This is a genomic window from Pseudoxanthomonas koreensis, from assembly GCF_041890415.1.
Classification (GTDB): Bacteria; Pseudomonadota; Gammaproteobacteria; order Xanthomonadales; family Xanthomonadaceae; genus Pseudoxanthomonas; species Pseudoxanthomonas koreensis_A.
This window is the reverse complement of sequence record NZ_CP169056.1, coordinates 434,731-452,327: the sequence shown is the minus strand read 5'-3', so window position 1 is coordinate 452,327 and position 17,597 is coordinate 434,731. Positions and strand designations below refer to the sequence as shown.

General features: G+C 70.7%; 15 protein-coding genes. All 15 read right to left on the bottom strand.

What is annotated here, in order from left to right; genetic code table 11:
• Positions 1–86: 86 nt before the first annotated feature.
• Positions 87–998, bottom strand: a complete 912-nt coding sequence (gene lpxC / locus ACEJ41_RS02075) for a UDP-3-O-acyl-N-acetylglucosamine deacetylase (RefSeq protein ID WP_374013144.1) — start codon at positions 996–998, stop codon at positions 87–89.
• 406 nt (positions 999–1,404) lie between these two features.
• On the bottom strand, positions 1,405–2,667 hold the full coding sequence (gene ftsZ / locus ACEJ41_RS02070) for a cell division protein FtsZ (protein ID WP_374013143.1): 1,263 nt from the start codon (positions 2,665–2,667) through the stop codon (positions 1,405–1,407).
• A 194-nt stretch (positions 2,668–2,861) separates the two neighbouring features.
• Positions 2,862–4,097 (bottom strand): cell division protein FtsA, encoded by a 1,236-nt coding sequence (ftsA, locus tag ACEJ41_RS02065; RefSeq protein ID WP_374013142.1) that lies wholly within the window; start codon positions 4,095–4,097, stop codon positions 2,862–2,864.
• Entirely contained in the window at positions 4,094–4,933 is an 840-nt protein-coding gene (locus tag ACEJ41_RS02060; RefSeq protein ID WP_374013141.1) for a cell division protein FtsQ/DivIB, read from the bottom strand. Before ACEJ41_RS02060 ends, ftsA begins: the two co-directional genes overlap by 4 nt.
• The gene (locus tag ACEJ41_RS02055) at positions 4,930–5,922 is read right to left on the bottom strand and encodes a D-alanine--D-alanine ligase (RefSeq protein ID WP_374013140.1); all 993 of its coding nucleotides are present in this window, start codon (positions 5,920–5,922) and stop codon (positions 4,930–4,932) included. The genes ACEJ41_RS02060 and ACEJ41_RS02055 overlap by 4 nt, the downstream gene beginning before the upstream one ends.
• A complete protein-coding gene (gene murC, locus ACEJ41_RS02050; protein WP_374013139.1) occupies positions 5,919–7,361 on the bottom strand; it encodes a UDP-N-acetylmuramate--L-alanine ligase in 1,443 nt (480 codons plus the stop codon). The genes ACEJ41_RS02055 and murC overlap by 4 nt, the downstream gene beginning before the upstream one ends.
• A complete protein-coding gene (murG, locus tag ACEJ41_RS02045; RefSeq protein WP_374013138.1) occupies positions 7,358–8,494 on the bottom strand; it encodes an undecaprenyldiphospho-muramoylpentapeptide beta-N-acetylglucosaminyltransferase in 1,137 nt (378 codons plus the stop codon). Before murG ends, murC begins: the two co-directional genes overlap by 4 nt.
• Positions 8,491–9,843: a putative lipid II flippase FtsW gene (ftsW, locus tag ACEJ41_RS02040; RefSeq protein ID WP_374013137.1), complete on the bottom strand. Its 1,353-nt coding sequence runs from the start codon at positions 9,841–9,843 to the stop codon at positions 8,491–8,493. The genes murG and ftsW overlap by 4 nt, the downstream gene beginning before the upstream one ends.
• Positions 9,843–10,928, bottom strand: a complete 1,086-nt coding sequence (mraY, locus tag ACEJ41_RS02035; RefSeq protein WP_374013136.1) for a phospho-N-acetylmuramoyl-pentapeptide-transferase — start codon at positions 10,926–10,928, stop codon at positions 9,843–9,845. Before mraY ends, ftsW begins: the two co-directional genes overlap by 1 nt.
• A complete protein-coding gene (gene murF, locus ACEJ41_RS02030) occupies positions 10,918–12,342 on the bottom strand; it encodes a UDP-N-acetylmuramoyl-tripeptide--D-alanyl-D-alanine ligase (protein WP_374013135.1) in 1,425 nt (474 codons plus the stop codon). Before murF ends, mraY begins: the two co-directional genes overlap by 11 nt.
• Positions 12,339–13,835 carry a UDP-N-acetylmuramoyl-L-alanyl-D-glutamate--2,6-diaminopimelate ligase gene (locus ACEJ41_RS02025; protein ID WP_374013134.1) on the bottom strand — a complete coding sequence of 499 codons (1,497 nt, stop codon included), beginning with the start codon at positions 13,833–13,835 and terminating at the stop codon, positions 12,339–12,341. The genes murF and ACEJ41_RS02025 overlap by 4 nt, the downstream gene beginning before the upstream one ends.
• Positions 13,832–15,658, bottom strand: a complete 1,827-nt coding sequence (locus ACEJ41_RS02020; protein ID WP_374013133.1) for a peptidoglycan D,D-transpeptidase FtsI family protein — start codon at positions 15,656–15,658, stop codon at positions 13,832–13,834. The genes ACEJ41_RS02025 and ACEJ41_RS02020 overlap by 4 nt, the downstream gene beginning before the upstream one ends.
• Positions 15,655–15,918: a cell division protein FtsL gene (gene ftsL / locus ACEJ41_RS02015; RefSeq protein WP_374013132.1), complete on the bottom strand. Its 264-nt coding sequence runs from the start codon at positions 15,916–15,918 to the stop codon at positions 15,655–15,657. Before ftsL ends, ACEJ41_RS02020 begins: the two co-directional genes overlap by 4 nt.
• A complete protein-coding gene (gene rsmH / locus ACEJ41_RS02010) occupies positions 15,915–16,901 on the bottom strand; it encodes a 16S rRNA (cytosine(1402)-N(4))-methyltransferase RsmH (protein WP_374014041.1) in 987 nt (328 codons plus the stop codon). Before rsmH ends, ftsL begins: the two co-directional genes overlap by 4 nt.
• A gap of 14 nt (positions 16,902–16,915) precedes the next feature.
• Complete coding sequence (gene mraZ / locus ACEJ41_RS02005; RefSeq protein WP_374013131.1) at positions 16,916–17,362, bottom strand: division/cell wall cluster transcriptional repressor MraZ; 447 nt, start codon at positions 17,360–17,362, stop codon at positions 16,916–16,918.
• Positions 17,363–17,597 lie beyond the last annotated feature (235 nt).

Below are 17,597 nucleotides of genomic sequence, written 5' to 3'. Positions count from 1 at the left end.
GGGCCGGTCGTGGCCCTCCCGGGTTGGACACGGGGCGGGCAATACGGGACCGCCGGAGCGCGGGCCGGGCCGGGGCCGGCGATGCCTCAGGCCAGCGCGGTGGTGCCGTAGGCCAGCGGCGCGGGCGCGGCGGCATCGGCAAAGCTCACCTTTTCCCAGGCGGCGGCATCGGCCAGCAGCGCCCGGGCGAGCTTGTTGTTGAGCGCGTGGCCGGACTTGTAGCCCTCGTAGGCGCCGAGGATGGGGCCGCCGACCAGGTACAGGTCGCCGATGGCGTCGAGGATCTTGTGGCGCACGAATTCGTCGGCGTAGCGCAGGCCGTCGTCGTTGAGGACACGGAACTCGTCCAGGACGATGGCGTTGTCCATCGAGCCGCCCAGGCCCAGGTTCAGGTCGCGCATGTATTCAAGGTCGCGCATGAAGCCGAAGGTGCGGGCGCGGGAGATCTCCTTGATGTAGGCGGCGGTGGAGAACTCCAGGGTGTGATGCGACTGCCGGGCCGGGATCATCGGGTGCTGGAACTGGATGGTGAAGTCCAGCCGGTAGCCGTCGTACGGGGTGAAGCGCGCGACCTTGTCGCCGTCGCGCACCTCCACCTCCTTGAGGATGCGGATGAAGCGCTTGGGCGCCTCCTGCTCGACGATGCCGGCCGACTGCAGCAGGAACACGAACGGACCGGCCGAGCCGTCCATGATCGGCAGTTCGGCGGCGGACAGCTCGACGATCATGTTGTCGATGCCCAGGCCGGCGGCGGCCGACATCAGGTGTTCGATGGTCTGGATCTTGGCCGGGCCATTGCTCAGGCCGGTGCACAAGGTGGTTTCGGTCACCAGGTCGGCTGCGGCGGGCACTTCCACCACCGGCTCCAGGTCGGTGCGGCGGAACGCGATGCCATGGTCGGCCGGTGCCGGACGCAACACCATGTAGACCTTGTTGCCGCTGTGCAGGCCCACGCCGGTGGCACGGATGGTGTTCTTGAGGGTGCGCTGCCGGGTCATGGGGTTACCGTGCGACGCGACGCGGTGCGGTCGCGTGAAGGATTCAAGAATACCACGGGGGTGCCTGAATCATGCCCCAGCGATATCGCGCAAACGCTTTGCCTGTGCGGCTTTCGGGCGGTCGCCATGCACGCGTTGCAGGAGCCGTGCTTGCCGGCGATGGTCCACGTGCAGCGCTGGCGGCGGTATCGCGCGGACTGTCCCGCGCCGGGCGGAAAACCTGCCGGGCCTTGCGGCCCGGCAGCAAATGGACAGCGGACACCGGGACCACGACGCGCCATGGCGGGCGCATCCCCGGGTAGTGCGGCCGCGGCGACCGGCATCGGCCAAGCCGCGGCGTGGTGCTCCGGACGGCCCGGACGCGCTGCACCGCCTGCGCGGCACGGCACCGTCACGGGCCAGCCCGTCAGTCCGCCTGCCGGCGCAGGAACGCCGGGATATCCAGATAGTCGTTGGGCAGTTCGGCCGCCACCTGGGTGGTTGCCGGACTGGATGCCGTGGCCGCCGCTGCACCGGCTGCGCCGCTGCGACGCAGGCCCATGCCATTGACCGCGCCGGACACCGGATCGTTGTTGAAGCCTTCGTCGATCGGCAGGCCGGTGGTGCCGTCGCGCACCAGGCGCACCGGCGCGCGTGCCGGCTCGCGCAGCCCGAACTCGCTGCGGCCGTTGCCGGCCAGGTCGCCGCGCACCGGCTGGCGCACGGTGGCCCGGTTCAGGCCGGTGGCCACCACCGTCACCCGCACCTCGTCCTGCATTTCCGGATCGAGCACGGTGCCGACCACCACGGTCGCGTCCTCCGAGGCAAAGCCCTCCACGGTGCGGCCGATCTCGTCGAACTCGGCCATGGTGAAGTCCGGGCCGGCAGTGATGTTGACCAGGATGCCGTTGGCGCCGGCCAGGTTCACGTCATCCAGCAGCGGGTTCTGGATCGCCGACTCGGCGGCGGCCGAGGCGCGGTCGTCGCCGCGGGCGGTGCCGGTGCCCATCATGGCCAGGCCCATCTCGGACATGACCGTGCGCACGTCGGCGAAGTCGACGTTGATCAGGCCCGGCCGCACGATCAGGTCGGCGATGCCCTGCACCGCGCCCTGGAGCACGTCATTGGCGGCACGGAAGGCCTGGATCATGGTCGCGTTGCGGCCCAGCACGGTGATCAGCTTCTCGTTGGGAATGGTGATCAGCGAGTCGCAGTGCTGGCTCAGTTCCTCGATGCCCTTCAGCGCCACCTGCATGCGCCGGCGGCCCTCGAACGGGAACGGCTTGGTGACCACGGCCACGGTCAGGATGCCCATCTCCTTGGCCAGCTGCGCCACCACCGGCGCCGCGCCGGTGCCGGTGCCGCCGCCCATGCCGGCGGTGATGAACACCATGTCGGCGCCTTCCAGCGCGGCGATGATCTGCTCGCGGTCCTCCAGTGCGGCCTGGCGGCCGACCTCCGGGTTGGCGCCTGCGCCCAGGCCCTTGGTCACGTGGTCGCCGAGCTGCAGCTGCAACTTGGCGCCGCAGTTCTTGATCGCCTGCGAATCGGTGTTGGCGGTGATGAACTCCACCCCCTCCACGCTGCTGTTGACCATGTGCGCCACGGCGTTGCCGCCGCCGCCGCCCACGCCCACCACCTTGATGACCGCGTTGGGTGCCATCTTCTCGATCAGTTCGAAATGTGCCATGTCCGTTGTCCTCGTTATGGTGCCGGGTTGGTGACCCGGGATCGGGATGCGTCAGCCACCCCGTTCCGTGTTTCCATCCGGCTTTCTGGTTGTAGTGCTGCCTGGTTCTTTGCTCTGGTTGTCCGGCTTGCCGACCGCCACCGCTGTTGTCTTCCGTCCTGTCCTGCCTGCTCCCCGCCCCGCTTCCCCGCCCCTCAGAACTCCCCGCGATACCAGTTGCGCAACTTCTTGAAGAAGTTCCCCGCGCGGCCGCTGGGCAGCGACGGCCGGCGTGGATGCTCGATCTGGCTGCCCATCAGCAGCAGGCCCACGCCGCTGGCGTGGACCGGATTGCCCACCACTTCGCCCAGCCCGCTGACGTGCTGCGGGATGCCGATGCGCACCGGCATCTGCAGCATTTCCTCGGCCAGCTCGATCACGCCTTCCATCTTCGAAGCGCCGCCGGTCAGGACCATGCCCGCGCGCACCAGCTCCTCGAAGCCGGAACGGCGCAGCTCGGCCTGGACCATCTCGAAGATTTCCTCGTAGCGGCCCTGCACCGCCTGCGCCAGCGAGGCGCGAGGCATCCGCCGCGGCGGCCGGTCGCCGACGCTGGGCACCTGGATCGACTCCTCGGCGGTGGCCAGCTGGGCCAGCGCGCAGGCGTAGCGCACCTTGATCTGCTCGGCCTCGGGCGTGGGCGTGCGCAGCATGTGGGCGATGTCGTTGGTGACGTGGTCGCCGGCGATGGGCAGCGATGCGGTGTGGCAGATGGCGCCCTGCACGAACACCGCGATGTCGGTGGTGCCCGCGCCCAGGTCCACCAGCACCACGCCAAGTTCGCGCTCGTCGGCGGTCAGCACGGCCACGCTGGAGGCCAGCGAGGACAGGATCAGGTCGTCCACCTGCAGGCCGCAGCGCTGCACGCACTTGGTGATGTTCTGCGCCGCCGACTGGGCGCAGGTGACCAGGTGCGCGTGCACTTCCAGGCGCACGCCGGTCATGCCCACCGGGTTGCGGATGCCCTCCTGCGAATCGTCCAGCACGTACTCGCGCGGGATCGCGTGGAGGATGCGCTGGTCGGCCGGGATTGCCACCGCCTTGGCCGCGTCCAGCACCCGGTCCAGGTCCTGCCAGGTGACCTCGCCGTCGCGGATCGGGACGATGCCCGGCGAGTTCTTGCACTGCACGTGGTTGCCGGAGATGGACGCGTACACCGAGCGGATCTCGCAGCCGGCCATCAGCTCGGCCTCCTCGACCGCGCGCTGGATCGACTGCACGGTGGACTCGATGTCCACCACCACGCCGCGCTTGAGTCCGCGCGATTCGTGGGAACCGATGCCGATCACCTCGATCGGGTTGCCCGGCGAGTACTCGCCCACCAGCGCCACCACCTTGGAGGTGCCGATGTCGAGGCCGACGATGAGGGATTTGTCGCCTTTGCGGTTCATGTCGTAACGCCGGAAAGAGTGATACGGGGTACAGGTTGGCCGGGCACCCGGCTGCGCCACGACGCCGCGGCGCGGTGGCCGGCGCGCGTGTGTGCCGGCGAAGCTGCGATCTCCTGCGCGGAGTCGCGCAGGGCCAGCCCCGGCGTCGCCCACTCCAGGGCAAAGCCGTTGGTGTAGCGCAGGTCCGCGCGCTGCAGCGGGCGCGCATGGCGGGCCAGCAGTTGCGGCAGCACGCGCACGAAGCGGGCCAGGCGCAGGCGCGCATCCTGGCGGCCGATCACCACCTCGGTGCCGTTGTCCAGCACCAGCGACCAGCCCCCGCGCGCATCCATGCCCAGGCGCGCCACGCCATAGCCCAGTGGCGCGAACAGCTCGCGGGTATGGTTGTAGAGTTCCACTACTTCGCCGGTGCGCGCGTCGGGGCCATCCAGCCACGGCAGGCGCGCATCGGCCAGGTCCGGCGGCAACGGGAACAGGCGGCCGCGCTCGGACAGCAGCCGGTCCTCGCCCCAGCGCGCGAATGGCCGGTGCTCGACCACCTGCACCTCCAGCACGTCCGGCCACTGCTTGCGCACCACCGCGCTTTCCACCCAGGGCAGGCCCTCGACCGCGCGCCGCGCATGCGCCAGGCGCACCGCGAAGTAGCCGGCGCTCGCATGCGGCGCCAGCACCTGGCGCAACTGTTCGGCCGGCACCCGCTCGAACTGGCCGGTGACCCGCAGCGTCGACAGCGGCCAGCGCTCGGCGCCGACCCAGCCGTTGAGCACGGCCACCACCGGCGTTGCGATCAACGCCACCGCCAGCAGCCAGCCGATGATGCGCAGGACGGCGCTCATGCCGTGGCCCCTTCCGCGTCCGCCGCGTCCGCCACGTCCAGGGTCTGCTCCAGGATCCGCCAGCACAGCTCCCCGAAGCCGATGCCGAGCTTGCCGGCAGCCTTGGGCACCAGCGAGTGGCTGGTCATGCCCGGCGCGGTATTGACCTCAAGCAGCAGGAAGCGCCCGCTGCTGGCGTCGCGCATCGCATCGACCCGGCCCCAGCCGCTGCAGCCGGCGGCGCGGAACGCGGCCAGCGCCAGCGCGCCGAGCTCGGCCTCGGCGGCCGGCTCCAGGCCCGGGCACAGGTACTGGGTGTCCTCGGCCTGGTACTTGGCGTGGTAGTCGTACCAGCCCTTGGGCACGATCCGGATCGAGGGCAGCGCGGTGTCGCCGAGGATGCCCACGGTCAGCTCGTCGCCTACCACCATCTGTTCCATCAGCAGTTCGCCGGGATAGCGCGCGGCCAGTTCCACCGCCGTGTCCAGGCCGGCATCGTCCAGCACCCGCGACACGCCCACGCTTGAACCTTCGCAGGATGGCTTGACGATCACCGGCAGGCCCAGGCCGCGCGCGGCCTCGTGCACCGTCGCCGCATCGACCCCACGCGCCAGGTGCACGTAGCGCGGCGTGGGCAGGCCCAGCGACAGCCACACCTGCTTGGTCCGGATCTTGTCCATGGCCAGTGCCGAGCCGAGCACGCCCGAACCGGTGTAAGGCACGCCCAGTGCGTCCATCAAACCCTGGACCACGCCATCCTCGCCGCCGCCACGCTGGCCGTGGAGGATGTTGAACACGCGGTCGAACCTGCGCTCGACCAGCGCCTGCACCAGCGCCGGGATGCCATCCACCGGATGCGCATCCACGCCGCGCGCGCGCAGTGCCTCAAGCACGTTGCGGCCCGAATCCAGCGACACCTCGCGCTCGGAACTGGTGCCGCCCAGGAGCACGGCCACGCGCCCGAACACGGCCGGGTCTGCATGGCGCGGCGCTGGCAGGGCCTTGCTCATTCCTGCACTCCTGCCGCGGCGGCGAAGCCCTCGGTGGCGATCTGCTGGGCGACGTAGCCGATGTCGCCGGCGCCCATCATCAGCAGCAGGTCGCCATCGCGCAGCACATCGGGAAGCACCTGGCACAGGTCGGCCACCTGTCCCACCACCACCGGCTCGCTGCGGCCGCGGGCACGGATGGCGCGGGCCAGGGCACGCGCGTCGGCACCGGGAATCGGCGCCTCGCCGGCCGGATAGACCTCGCTGAGCACCAGCGCGTCGGCCTCGGACAGCACCGCGGCGAAGGCATCGAACTGGTCGCGGGTGCGGCTGTAGCGGTGCGGCTGGAAGGCCACCACCAGGCGCTTGTCCGGCCAGCCGCCACGCGCGGCGGCGAGCACCGCGGACAGCTCCCTGGGATGGTGCCCGTAATCGTCGACGATGCGCACGCGCGCGCCCGATGCCGTGGCCACCTCGCCCAGGTCGTTGAAGCGCCGGCCGATGCCGGCGAACTTCTCCAGCGCCGAGGCAATGCTCTGCGGCGGCACCCCGAGCTGCCAGGCCACCGCGGCGGCGGCCAGCGCGTTGAGCACGTTGTGGTGGCCGGGCAGGGCCAGGGTCACCGGCACGGTGGCGCCCTCGGGCAGGCGCAGGGTGAAGCGCATGCGCCCGCCTTCCTGGACGATGTCGTCGGCACGCACATCAGCGCCGGCGGCGGTGCCATAGGTCATCACGTGGCGCGGCGTGCGCGCGGCCAGCGCGGCCACTTCCTCGTCGTCGATGCACAGCACCGCCAAGCCGTAGAACGGCAGGCGCTTGAGGAACTCGTCGAACGCCGATTGCAGGCGGGCGAAGTCGCCGCCGTAGTTTTCCAGGTGGTCGGCATCGATGTTGGTGATCACCGCCACCAGCGGGCTCAGGCGCAGGAAGCTGCCGTCGCTCTCGTCGGCCTCGGCCACCAGCCATTGGCCGCCACCGAGCTTGGCATTGGCGCCGGCGGCCAGCAGTTGGCCGCCGATGACGAAGGTCGGGTCCATCCCGCCCTCGCTGAGCACTGCAGCGGTCAGGCTGGTGGTGGTGGTCTTGCCGTGGGTGCCGGCCACCGCGATGCCGCGGCGGAAGCGCATCAGTTCGGCCAGCATGGCCGCGCGCGGCACCACCGGGATGCGCTGGCTGCGCGCCTCCATCAGCTCCGGGTTGTCGTCGCGGATGGCACTGGAGACGACCACGCAATCGGTGCCCAGCACGTTGGCCGCCGAATGCCCGCGGACCACGCGCGCACCCAGCCGCACCAGGCGCCGGGTGGCGGCGTTGTCGGCGGTGTCCGAACCGGACACCTCGTAGCCCAGGGTCAGCATCACCTCGGCGATCCCGCTCATGCCGGTGCCGCCGATGCCGACGAAGTGCACCCGCGGGAACGCGCGCACCAGGTCGTCGGTGTCATTGAGACGGCGGATCATGCGGAAGCTCCAGTGGAAAGGGGTCGGGTGCAAGGAAGGGCGTGTTCGAGCACGATCGCGGCGATGTGCCGGGCGGCGTCGGGACGGGCCAGGCCACGCGCCGCGGTCGCCATCTGCAGGCGCCGCGCCGGGTCGGACGCAAGCGCGCGCAGCGCGCCCTGCAGGTTCACCGCCAGTTGCGCGTCCTGCTTCAGCAGCACCGCCGCACCGTGCTCGACCAGGTACTCGGCGTTGCGGGTCTGGTGGTCGTCGACGGCGGCAGCGAATGGCACCAGCACGCTGCCCACGCCCGCCGCGCACAGCTCGGCCAGGGTCGAGGCGCCGGCACGGCACACCAGCAGGTCGGCCCAGGCGTAGGCGGCGGCCATGTCGTCGATGAAGGCTTCGACACGGGCTTCGACGCCGGCCTCGGTGTAGGCGCGCCCGGCTTCGGTGCGCAGCTTTTCGCCGCACTGGTGGCGCACCTCGACCTGCACGCCGGACAGGCCTGCAAGCGCAGCGGGTACCGCCTGGTTGAGCGCGCGCGCACCCTGGCTGCCACCCAGCACCAGCAGGCGCAGCGGGCCGGACCGCCCGTGCAGGCGCACATCCGGCGCCGGCAGCGCGGCGATCGCCTCGCGGACCGGGTTGCCGACCACCTCCTCGCGCGCGAACGCGCCGGGAAAACCGGACAAGGTGCGGCAGGCCAGGCGCGCCAGGACCCGGTTGGTCAGGCCCGGGGCGCGGTTCTGTTCGTGCACCAGCAGCGGCACCCCGGCCATGCGCGCGGCAAGCCCGCCGGGCCCGGAGGCGAAGCCGCCAAAGCCGATCACTGCACGCGGACGCCGCCGGCGCAGCACCGCGCGCGCGGCGCGCACCGCGCGCAGCAACCGCCACGGCGCGGCCAGCAGGGTCGCGCCACCCTTGCCGCGAATCCCGGCCACCGGCAGCGTGTCGATCTCGATGTCGTGCTGCGGTACCAGCCGCGTTTCCATGGCGCCGGCTGCGCCGAGCCAGACCACGGGCACGCCACGCGCACGCAGCTCCAGGGCCACGGCCAGCGCCGGAAAGATGTGGCCGCCGGTGCCGCCGGCCATCAGCATGACCGGGCGCGCCTGCGCATCGGCGGGCATGGCGAGCGTGGCGCCGTTCATGCGAAGCCTCCGAAGGTCGGCTCGACCCGCGAGGTGCCGCGACCGTGCGCGGCAGCGGCCAACGCCGTGCGCCGGGTCGGAGCCGGCGCGGGTGCCTGGCGATACCCGCCGGCCGAGATCGGTGCCACGGCCGCCGGCTTGTCCACGGCCGGAGCATCGGCATCGGCATCGGCGCCCGCATCCCGGCGCAAGCGCGCGACCTGGCGCTCGGCGCGGTCCAGCTCGTAGGACACGCGCAGCAGCAGGCCAAGGGCCACGCAGGTCATCATCACGCTGGAGCCACCGGACGACACCAGCGGCAGGGTCAGGCCCTTGGTTGGCAGCACGCCCAGGTTGACCCCGATCGACACGAAGCTCTGCATGCCGATCCACAGGCCCACGCCGAAGGCGACATACCCGGGGAAGTGGCGGCGCATCTCCACGCACTTCAGCCCCAGGTACAGCGCGCGCCCGACCAGCAGCACGTACAGGCCGACCACGGCGCACACGCCGATGAATCCCAGCTCTTCGGCGAGCACCGAAAAGATGAAGTCGGTATGCGCCTCGGGCAGGTAGTTGAGCTTCTGCACCGACGCGCCCAGGCCCACGCCGAACCATTCGCCGCGGCCCACCGCCATCAGCGCGTTGCTCAACTGGTAACCCGAGCCGAGCTGGTCGGCCCAGGGATCCAGGAACGAGGTGATGCGACGCAGCCGGTACGGCTCGAAGATCGCCACCGCCGTCAGCAGCGGCAGGCCAAGCACAACCGGCAACGACATCCGCGGCAGGTTCACCCCGCCCAGCACCAGCATGCCGGCGGTAATGGCCAGCAGCAGCGTGGCCGATCCGAAATCCGGCTGCAGCAGCAGCATCACCACCAGCACCACGGCCACGCCCAGCGGCTTGAGCATGGCCATCCAGGTGGCGTTGACCTCGTCGCTGAAGCGCACCAGGTAGCTGGCCAGCCAGACGATGTAGAGCACCTTCACCGCTTCCACCACCTGGAAGCGCGACACGCCCAGGTTGATCCAGCGGCGCGCGCCGTTGACGCTCACCCCCAGCCCCGGCAGCCAGGGCAGCACCAGCAGCACCATGCTGCCCAGCAGCAACACCCGGTTGTACTTCTCCACCGTCTTCAATTCGCTGCGCATGGCCAGCAGCGCCAGGCCGATGCCCACCGCCAGGAAGAACACGTGCCGCACCAGGTAATGGAAGGGGCCGGCACCCAGGCTCTCGCCCACCGCGATCGAGGCCGATGCGACCATCACCACGCCCAGGCACGCCAGGCCCAGCACCGCGCCGCCCAGCCACGGGTCGTAGCGGCCGCCGATGGCCTCCAGCCGGGTTGCCTGGTGCGAAAGGTCGTTCATCAACGCACCTTCAACGTGGCCAGGCCGACCAGCACCAGGATCACCGAGATGATCCAGAAGCGGACGATCACCCGCGGCTCCGGCCAGCCCTTCAGTTCGAAGTGGTGGTGGATGGGCGCCATCCGGAACACGCGTTTTCCGGTGAGCTTGAACGAGGCCACCTGGATCATCACCGACAGGGTTTCGATCACGAAGATCCCGCCCATCACCACCAGCACCAGCTCCTGGCGCACGATCACCGCGACGGTGCCCAGCACCGCGCCCAGCGCCAGCGCGCCGATGTCACCCATGAACACCATGGCCGGGTAGGTGTTGAACCACAGGAAGCCCAGGCCGGCGCCGGCGATGGCGGCGCAGATGATCGCCAGCTCGCCCGCGCCGGGTACCGCCGGGATCTGCAGGTGGCGCGAGAATTCGGCGTGGCCCGAGGCGTAGGCGAACACGCCCAGGCCGCAGGCCACCAGCACGGTGGGCATGATCGCCAACCCGTCCAGGCCGTCGGTCAGGTTGACCGCGTTGGAAAAACCGACGATCCAGAAGTAGGCGATGGCCACGAAGCCGACCCCGGCCAGCGGCAGGGCGACGGACTTGAACAGCGGCACGTAGAAGGTGGTGGCCGCCGGCACGTCGGCGTAGAGGTACAGGTACAGGCCGGCGGCCAGGCCGAACACCGTTTGCAGCAGGTATTTCCAGCGCGACTTGAGCCCGTTGGGATCGCGCCGCACGATCTTGATCCAGTCGTCGTACCAGCCGATCGCGCCGAAGGCCAGCATCACCAGCAGCACCGTCCACACGTACTTGTTGCGCAGGTCGCCCCACAGCAGCACCGACAGCAGCACGGTGAGCAGGATCATCGCCCCGCCCATGGTCGGGGTGCCGGCCTTGGAGAAGTGCGACTGCGGGCCGTCGGTGCGGATCGGCTGGCCGCCCTTGAGCTGGCCAAGGCGGCGGATCACCGCCGGGCCCAGCCACAGCGACAGGAACAACGCGGTCAGCGCGGCGAGGATGCCGCGAAACGTCAGGTAGCCGAACAGGCCGAAGAAGTTTTCCAGGCCTTGCAGCCAGCGAGCCAGTTCAAGCAGCATCCGTCGCGTCCCCTTGCGCAAGCAGTGCGTCCACGACCCGGTCCATCGCGCTTCCGCGCGAGCCCTTGACCAGGATCGTGAGTGGTGAGTGGTGTTGGGTGGTGGATGCAGCCGCGGAGGCGACAGCGGCGGCTGCCAGGTCGTCCCGCAGTGCAGCGGCCACCGCCTGGTGGCTGTCGAAATGGCGCGCACCTTCGCCGAAGGCTTCCACGGCCGCCGCACTGAGCGGACCCAGCGCGTACAGCCGCGCCAGCCCCGCCTGGCGCGCGCGGCGGCCGGCGTCGGCATGCAGTGCCTGCGCTTCGGCGCCCAGCTCGCGCATGTCGCCCAGCACCAGCCAGGCCTGGGCACCGGTGGCGGCCAGGGTATCGATGGCCGCAGCCACCGAACCGGGGTTGGCGTTGTAGCTGTCGTCCACCAGGCGCACGCCGGGGCGCAGCGCGTGCGCCACCTGGCGCCCGGCGACCGGCCGGGCCTGGCCCAGGCCGGCGGCGATGTCGGCCGGGGCGACCCCGCAGGCCAGCGCCACCGCTGCGGCCGCCAGCGCATTGCGCACGTTGTGCCGCCCCGGCAGGGCCAGTGCGACCTCGGCCTGGCCTGCGGGCGTTACCAGGGTGAAGCGGCTGCCGGCGCCATCGGCGTGGATGTCGCATACGCCGATCTCCGCACTGGCATCCACGCCGAAGCGCAGCACCTTGCGGCCGCTGTCGGCGGCACGGATCACGTCCTGTTCGAACCAGGTGCCGAACGCATCGTCGGCGTTGACCACGGCGGTGCCGCCCTGGCCCAGCGCGGCATAGATCGCGCCCTTGGTCCGGGCCACGCCGAGCAGGCTGCCCATCCGCTCCAGGTGCGCAGCGGCGATGTTGTTGACCACGGCCACGTCCGGCGGCGCCACCGCAGCCAGGTAGGCGATGTCGCCCGGCTTGCCTGCGCCCATCTCGTAGATGACGAAATCCGCATCCTCGGGCGCATCGATCACCGCCAGCGGCAGGCCGATCTCGTTGTTGTAGTTGCCCGGGTTGGCATAGGCATGGCCGGCGCGCTGCAGGATCGCCAGCACCAGGGTCTTGACCGTGGTCTTGCCGTTGCTGCCGGTGATGGCCACCACCTTCGCGCGGCGGCCGCCATGCATGCCGGCGGCGATGCGCGCCAGCGCCTGCTCGCTGTCGGCCACCACCACCTGCGGCACGTCCAGCGCCAGCGCACGCTCCACCAGCAATGCCACTGCGCCCCGCTCCACCGCCTGGGCGGCGAAATCATGGCCGTCGAAGCGCTCGCCGCGCAGTGCCAGGTACAGGCTGCCGGGCGCCAGCGTGCGGGTGTCGTGGGCGATGGCGTCCACCAGCACGTCATCGCCGTGCATCTCGCCGCCGGCCCAGTGCGCGATCAGTGACAGGGGCGTGCGGTTCATGCCCGCACCTCCGCCATGCGCCGGGCCAGGGCCGCGCGCGCAACCTCGGTATCGTCGAAGGGATGGCGCACGCCGGCCACGTCCTGGTAAGGCTCGTGGCCCTTGCCGGCGACCAGCACGATGTCCTGCGCCGATGCCATGCCGACGGCGCGCTCGATCGCGCGCGCGCGGTCACGTTCCACCTGCGCCGCGGCCGGTACGTCGAAACCGGCCAGGATTTCATCGACGATGGCCTGGCCCGGCTCGCGACGCGGATTGTCGTCGGTGACGAACACCACATCGGCCATGCGCTCGGCGATCTGCGCCATCTGCGGGCGCTTGCCGCGGTCGCGCTCGCCGCCGCAGCCGAACACGCACAGCAGGCGCGCGGCCGCATGCGCACGCAGGCTGGACAGGGCCTGCTCCAGCGCATCGGGGGTGTGCGCGTAGTCCACCACCACCAGCGGCGCGGCAGCGTCGCCGCCGAGCCGGTTCATGCGCCCGGGGACCGGCTGCAAACGGGCCAGGGTCGCGGCGATGTCGGCCGGCGCCTCGCCCAGGACATGCAGCACGCCGGCCACCGCCAGCAGGTTGTCGACATTGAAGCGCCCCAGCAGCGGCGAGCGCACCGGGTGCGCGTGGCCATCGACGACCAGGTCGAAGGCGATGCCGCCGTTGTCCAGCACCACCGCATCGGCGCGCAGGTCCGCGCCGGCCTGGCCGCGCGAACTGACGCCGAGGGTCCGCAGTGACGGCGCCGCTTCCGCATGCAGGCGGCGGCCGAATGCATCGTCCAGGTTCAGCACCGCCGCCTTCAGCCCGGGCCACGCGAACAGCCTGGCCTTGGCCGCGCCGTAGGCGTCCATGTCGCCGTGGTAGTCCAGGTGGTCGCGGGTGAGGTTGGTGAAGACCGCCACCTCGAAATGCACCGCGTCCACCCGGCCCTGGTCCAGCGCGTGCGAGCTGGCCTCCATTGCCACGGCGCGCACGCCCTGGTCGCGCAGCTCGCCGAGCAGCGCGTGCATCTGCAGCACCAGCGGAGTGGTGAATCCGGTCGGCCGCAGCTGGCCGTACACGCCTGCGCCAAGGGTGCCGATGCTGCCGGCCTGCAGCCCGCGCAGGTGCCAGGCCTGGGCCAGCAACTGCACGGTCGATGTCTTGCCGTTGGTGCCGGTGACGCCGACCACGGTCATCGCACGCGATGCATGGCCGTGCAGCTGGTCGGCCATCGCGCCCAGCCGCGTGCGCAGCCCGGGCACGGCAATCGCGCCGGCCGGAGCCGGATGCGCGGGCGGCGCCGGCGGCTCGAACAGGACCACCACCGCGCCGGCGGCCACGGCCTGCGCGGCATGGGCCAGGCCGTGGTCGCCGGCCTCCTCGTCCACGCCCGGCACGGCCACGAAGGCATCACCGGGCTGGACCAGGCGGCTGTCCATCACCAGTCCGGAAACGACGATGTCGCGCGGCAGCGCGACGTCGGGCAGCAGTTGCGAGAGCCGCATCGCGCCGGTCATGGCCGGCCTCCGCCGTCAGCGCCCAGGTCGGCCATGGCCGGCGGGATCACGGTGTCGTCGAAGCCTTCTTCGATCGCCTGTGGCAGCGGCGCCACCGCCGCCTGGCGTTTGGCCTCGCCCCGGGCCTGGGCCGCCAGCCAGGTCTCGATATCGTCCGGCTGCACGTCCATCAGTCGCAGCGCATCCTCCATCACGCTGCGGAACACCGGTGCCGAGACCAGGCCCGCGAAGTACGAACCGCTTTGCGGATCGTTGATCACCACCACGGTGGCAAAGCGCGGGTTGGAGGCCGGCACCAGCCCGGCAAAGGTGGTGGTGTAGCGGCGCGAATAGCCGCCCGCCGATGCCTGCCGCGAGGTGCCGGTCTTGCCGGCCACGTGGTAACCGAGGATCGCGGCCTGGGTGGCGGTGCCGCCCGGCTCGGTCACGGTCTGCATCATCCGCACCACCTGGTCGGCGATCTCCGGGCGCAGCACCTGCCGCGGCTCGTTGATCTGGCCCTTGACGAAGGTCGGGGCGATCAGCCGGCCGTGGTTGCCCAGGGCCGCGTAGGCCTGGGCGATCTGCAGCGGCGTGGCCGACAGGCCATAACCGTAGGAGATGGTGGCCTTGGTCGAGCCGCTCCAGCGCTGCGGCGGCGGCAGCACGCCGGCCGCTTCGCCGGGGAAGCCACTGTGCGGCGCGGCGCCATAGCCGAAGCCGCGGATGAAGTCGTAGAAGTACCGGTCCTGCAGCGGTTCGGACAGCTTCACCGAGCCCAGGTTGGAGCTCTTGGTGATGATGCCGGTGACGTCCAGCACGCCGTAGTTGCGGTGGTCGCGGATGGTGAAGCGCCCCAGCGCCATGTAGCCGGGATTGGTATCGATGCGGGTGGACGGCGTCACCATGCCGGCATTGAGCGCGGCGGCCACGGTGATCGGCTTCATGGTCGAGCCGGGCTCGACCAGGTCGGTCACCGCGCGGTTGCGATGCGCGTCCTGGGCACCACCGGCAACCGCATTGGGGTTGTAGCCGGGCAGGTTGACCATCGCCAGCACCTCGCCGCTGGCCACGTCCAGCACCACCACCGAGCCGCTGCTGGCCTTGTGCGTGGCCAGCGCGTTGCGCAGTTCGCGGTACGCCAGGAACTGGATCCGGCGGTCGATGCTCAGGGTCAGGTCCTTGCCCGGCTCGGCGGCGCGGACCAGGTCGATGTTCTCGACGATGCGGCCATGGCGGTCGCGGATCACCCGCTTGCTGCCGGGCTTGCCACGCAGCCATTCGTCGAACGCCAGCTCCAGCCCTTCCTGGCCGCGGTCGTCGATGTTGGTGAAGCCCAGCACGTGCGCCATCGCTTCGCCCTGCGGGTAGAAGCGGCGGAACTCGCGCTGGGAGAAGACCCCGGGGATCTCGTGGGCAAGGATCGCCTTGGCCTGGTCGGGATTGATCCGGCGCTTGAGGTAGACGAACTCCTTGTCGGCGCGTTGCGACAGGCGGCTGCTGAGCGCGTCCAGCGGCACGCCCAGCGCCTGCGCCAGCTCGGGCAGCCGGTCGGGGTCGCGCAGCAGTTCCTGCGGGTTGCCCCACACCGATTCGACCGGCGTGGACACGGCCACCGGCTCGCCGTTGCGGTCGGTGATCATGCCGCGCGAGGTCGGGATCGGGATTTCGCGCACGAAGCGGGCCTCGCCCTGGCGCTGGTAGAAATCCGCGTCCACCAGTTGCACGTAGGCCGCGCGCCCGACCAGCGCCACCGAAGCCAGGCCCATGGCGGCGGCAACCAGCAGCAGCCGGTTGCGCAGGCTGAAGCTGCCGCGGCGGCGGTTGCCCGGTCGCGCGCTCATGGACGCACCACCACGATGTCGTCGGCGTCGGGGAAGCGCATTCCCAGGCGCGACTGGGCGAGCTGGTCGATGCGGTTGGCCTGGGCCCAGGTGGCCTGTTCCAGCTGCAGCCGGCCGAACTCGATGTTGAGTTCGTCGCGCTCGCGCTCGAGCCCGGTCAGCTCGACGAACAGTTGCCGGTGGCGATAGCGCTCGTAGACCACGCCGATGGCCGTGGCGACCACGGCCAGCAGCAGAATCGCCAGCCCGAACCGGCTCATGCGCGCGGCTCCGCTGCGGCCAGCTTCTCGGCGACCCGCAGCACCGCGCTGCGCGCGCGCGGGTTGGCCGCCAGCTCGTCGGCGTCCGCACGGATCGCGCCGCCAAGGGTGGCCAGCACCGGCACGAATGCTTCGGTCGGCGGCAACCGCCGGTTGGTCGGCGGCGCCTTGGCGTGGCGGGCCATGAACTGCTTGACGATGCGGTCCTCGAGCGAATGGAAGCTGATCACCGCCAGCCGGCCGCCGGCCTTCAGCGCCTCCAGCGCCGCGTCCAGCCCGGCCTCGAGGTCGGCCAGCTCGCGGTTGATGTGGATGCGGATGGCCTGGAAGCTGCGCGTGGCCGGGTGGATCCGGCTCTTGTCGGAACCCGGCTTGCCACGCGGCATGACCGACGCGATCAGCTCGGCCAGTTGCCCGGTACGCTGCAGCGGCTGCTCGACGCGCCGGGCCACGATCGCGCGGGCGATGCGCCGGCTGTGGCGCTCCTCGCCGTAGTGCCACAGCACGTCGGCGATTTCCGTTTCGCCGGCACTGGCCAGCCACTGCGCCGCGCTCTGGCCCGACTCCGGGTCCATGCGCATGTCCAGCGGACCATCCTTGGCGAAGGAGAACCCGCGCTGCGCCACGTCCAGTTGCGGCGAGGACACGCCCAGGTCGAACAGCACCCCATCCAGGCCACGGGCCTGGCCCCAGTCACCGAGCGTGGCGAAGCTGCCGCGCCGGAGCGACACGCGCGCGTCGCCGCCGAAGCTGCGCTGCGCCTCCGCGATCGCTTCCGGGTCCTTGTCCATCAGCAGCAACCGGCCTCCCGGCCCGAGTCGTTGCAGCACTCCGCGCGCATGCCCGCCGCGCCCGAAGGTGCCGTCCAGGTAGCGTCCGTCCTCGATCACCCGCAGCCCGTCCATGACCTGCGCGTACAGCACCGGCAGGTGCTCCGCCGGCGTCTGCGGCTCCGGGTGGCCGGACTGCGCCGCGTCGCGCATCCGGGCACCCCGGCTCACAACCGCAAGTCGAGCAATCCATCGCCCAGATCCCCGTCAGACAGCGTCTGCTGGATCAATGCGCGGTGGGCCTGCTCGCTCCACAGTTCGAACTTGTCGCCCATGCCCAGCAGCACCGCCTTCTTCTCGATGCCCACCGCATTGCGGTGGCTGGAAGGCACGCTGATGCGGCCATGGGCATCCAGCTCCAGAACGGCCGAGGAACCGACCAGCTTCTGCTGCAGGACCCGGACCACGCGCTGGGTGTTGGGCCGGGCCATGACCTCGTCGCGGACCCGCTGCCACTCCGCTTCCGCGTACAGCCACAGGCAGCCGGCCTCGAACGGGTTGTAGGTCAGCACCAGGCGATTGCCACTGACGCCCGCGACCACCTCGCGGTAGGCCGTGGGGACGGCTACGCGCCCCTTGTCGTCAACGGTGATGGCGGTCTCGCCCTGGAACACGTTCGCTGCTACCCGGACCCGGCTGATGGGAAGTCATTCAACCACAGGAAACCACAGAAATCCCGGTTTCCCCTCGAATGCCCACCTTAGGGACCACTCACAGGGTTGTCAACAGGCTGTCGGGCCCAAAATCACCAATCGCGTCAATGAGTTGCAGCGATCTTCACAGTCAAGTTCAAGGATAGTCCACAACCTCATGTTTCGTCTCAAATTTTGAGATTGTGGTCCGATCCGG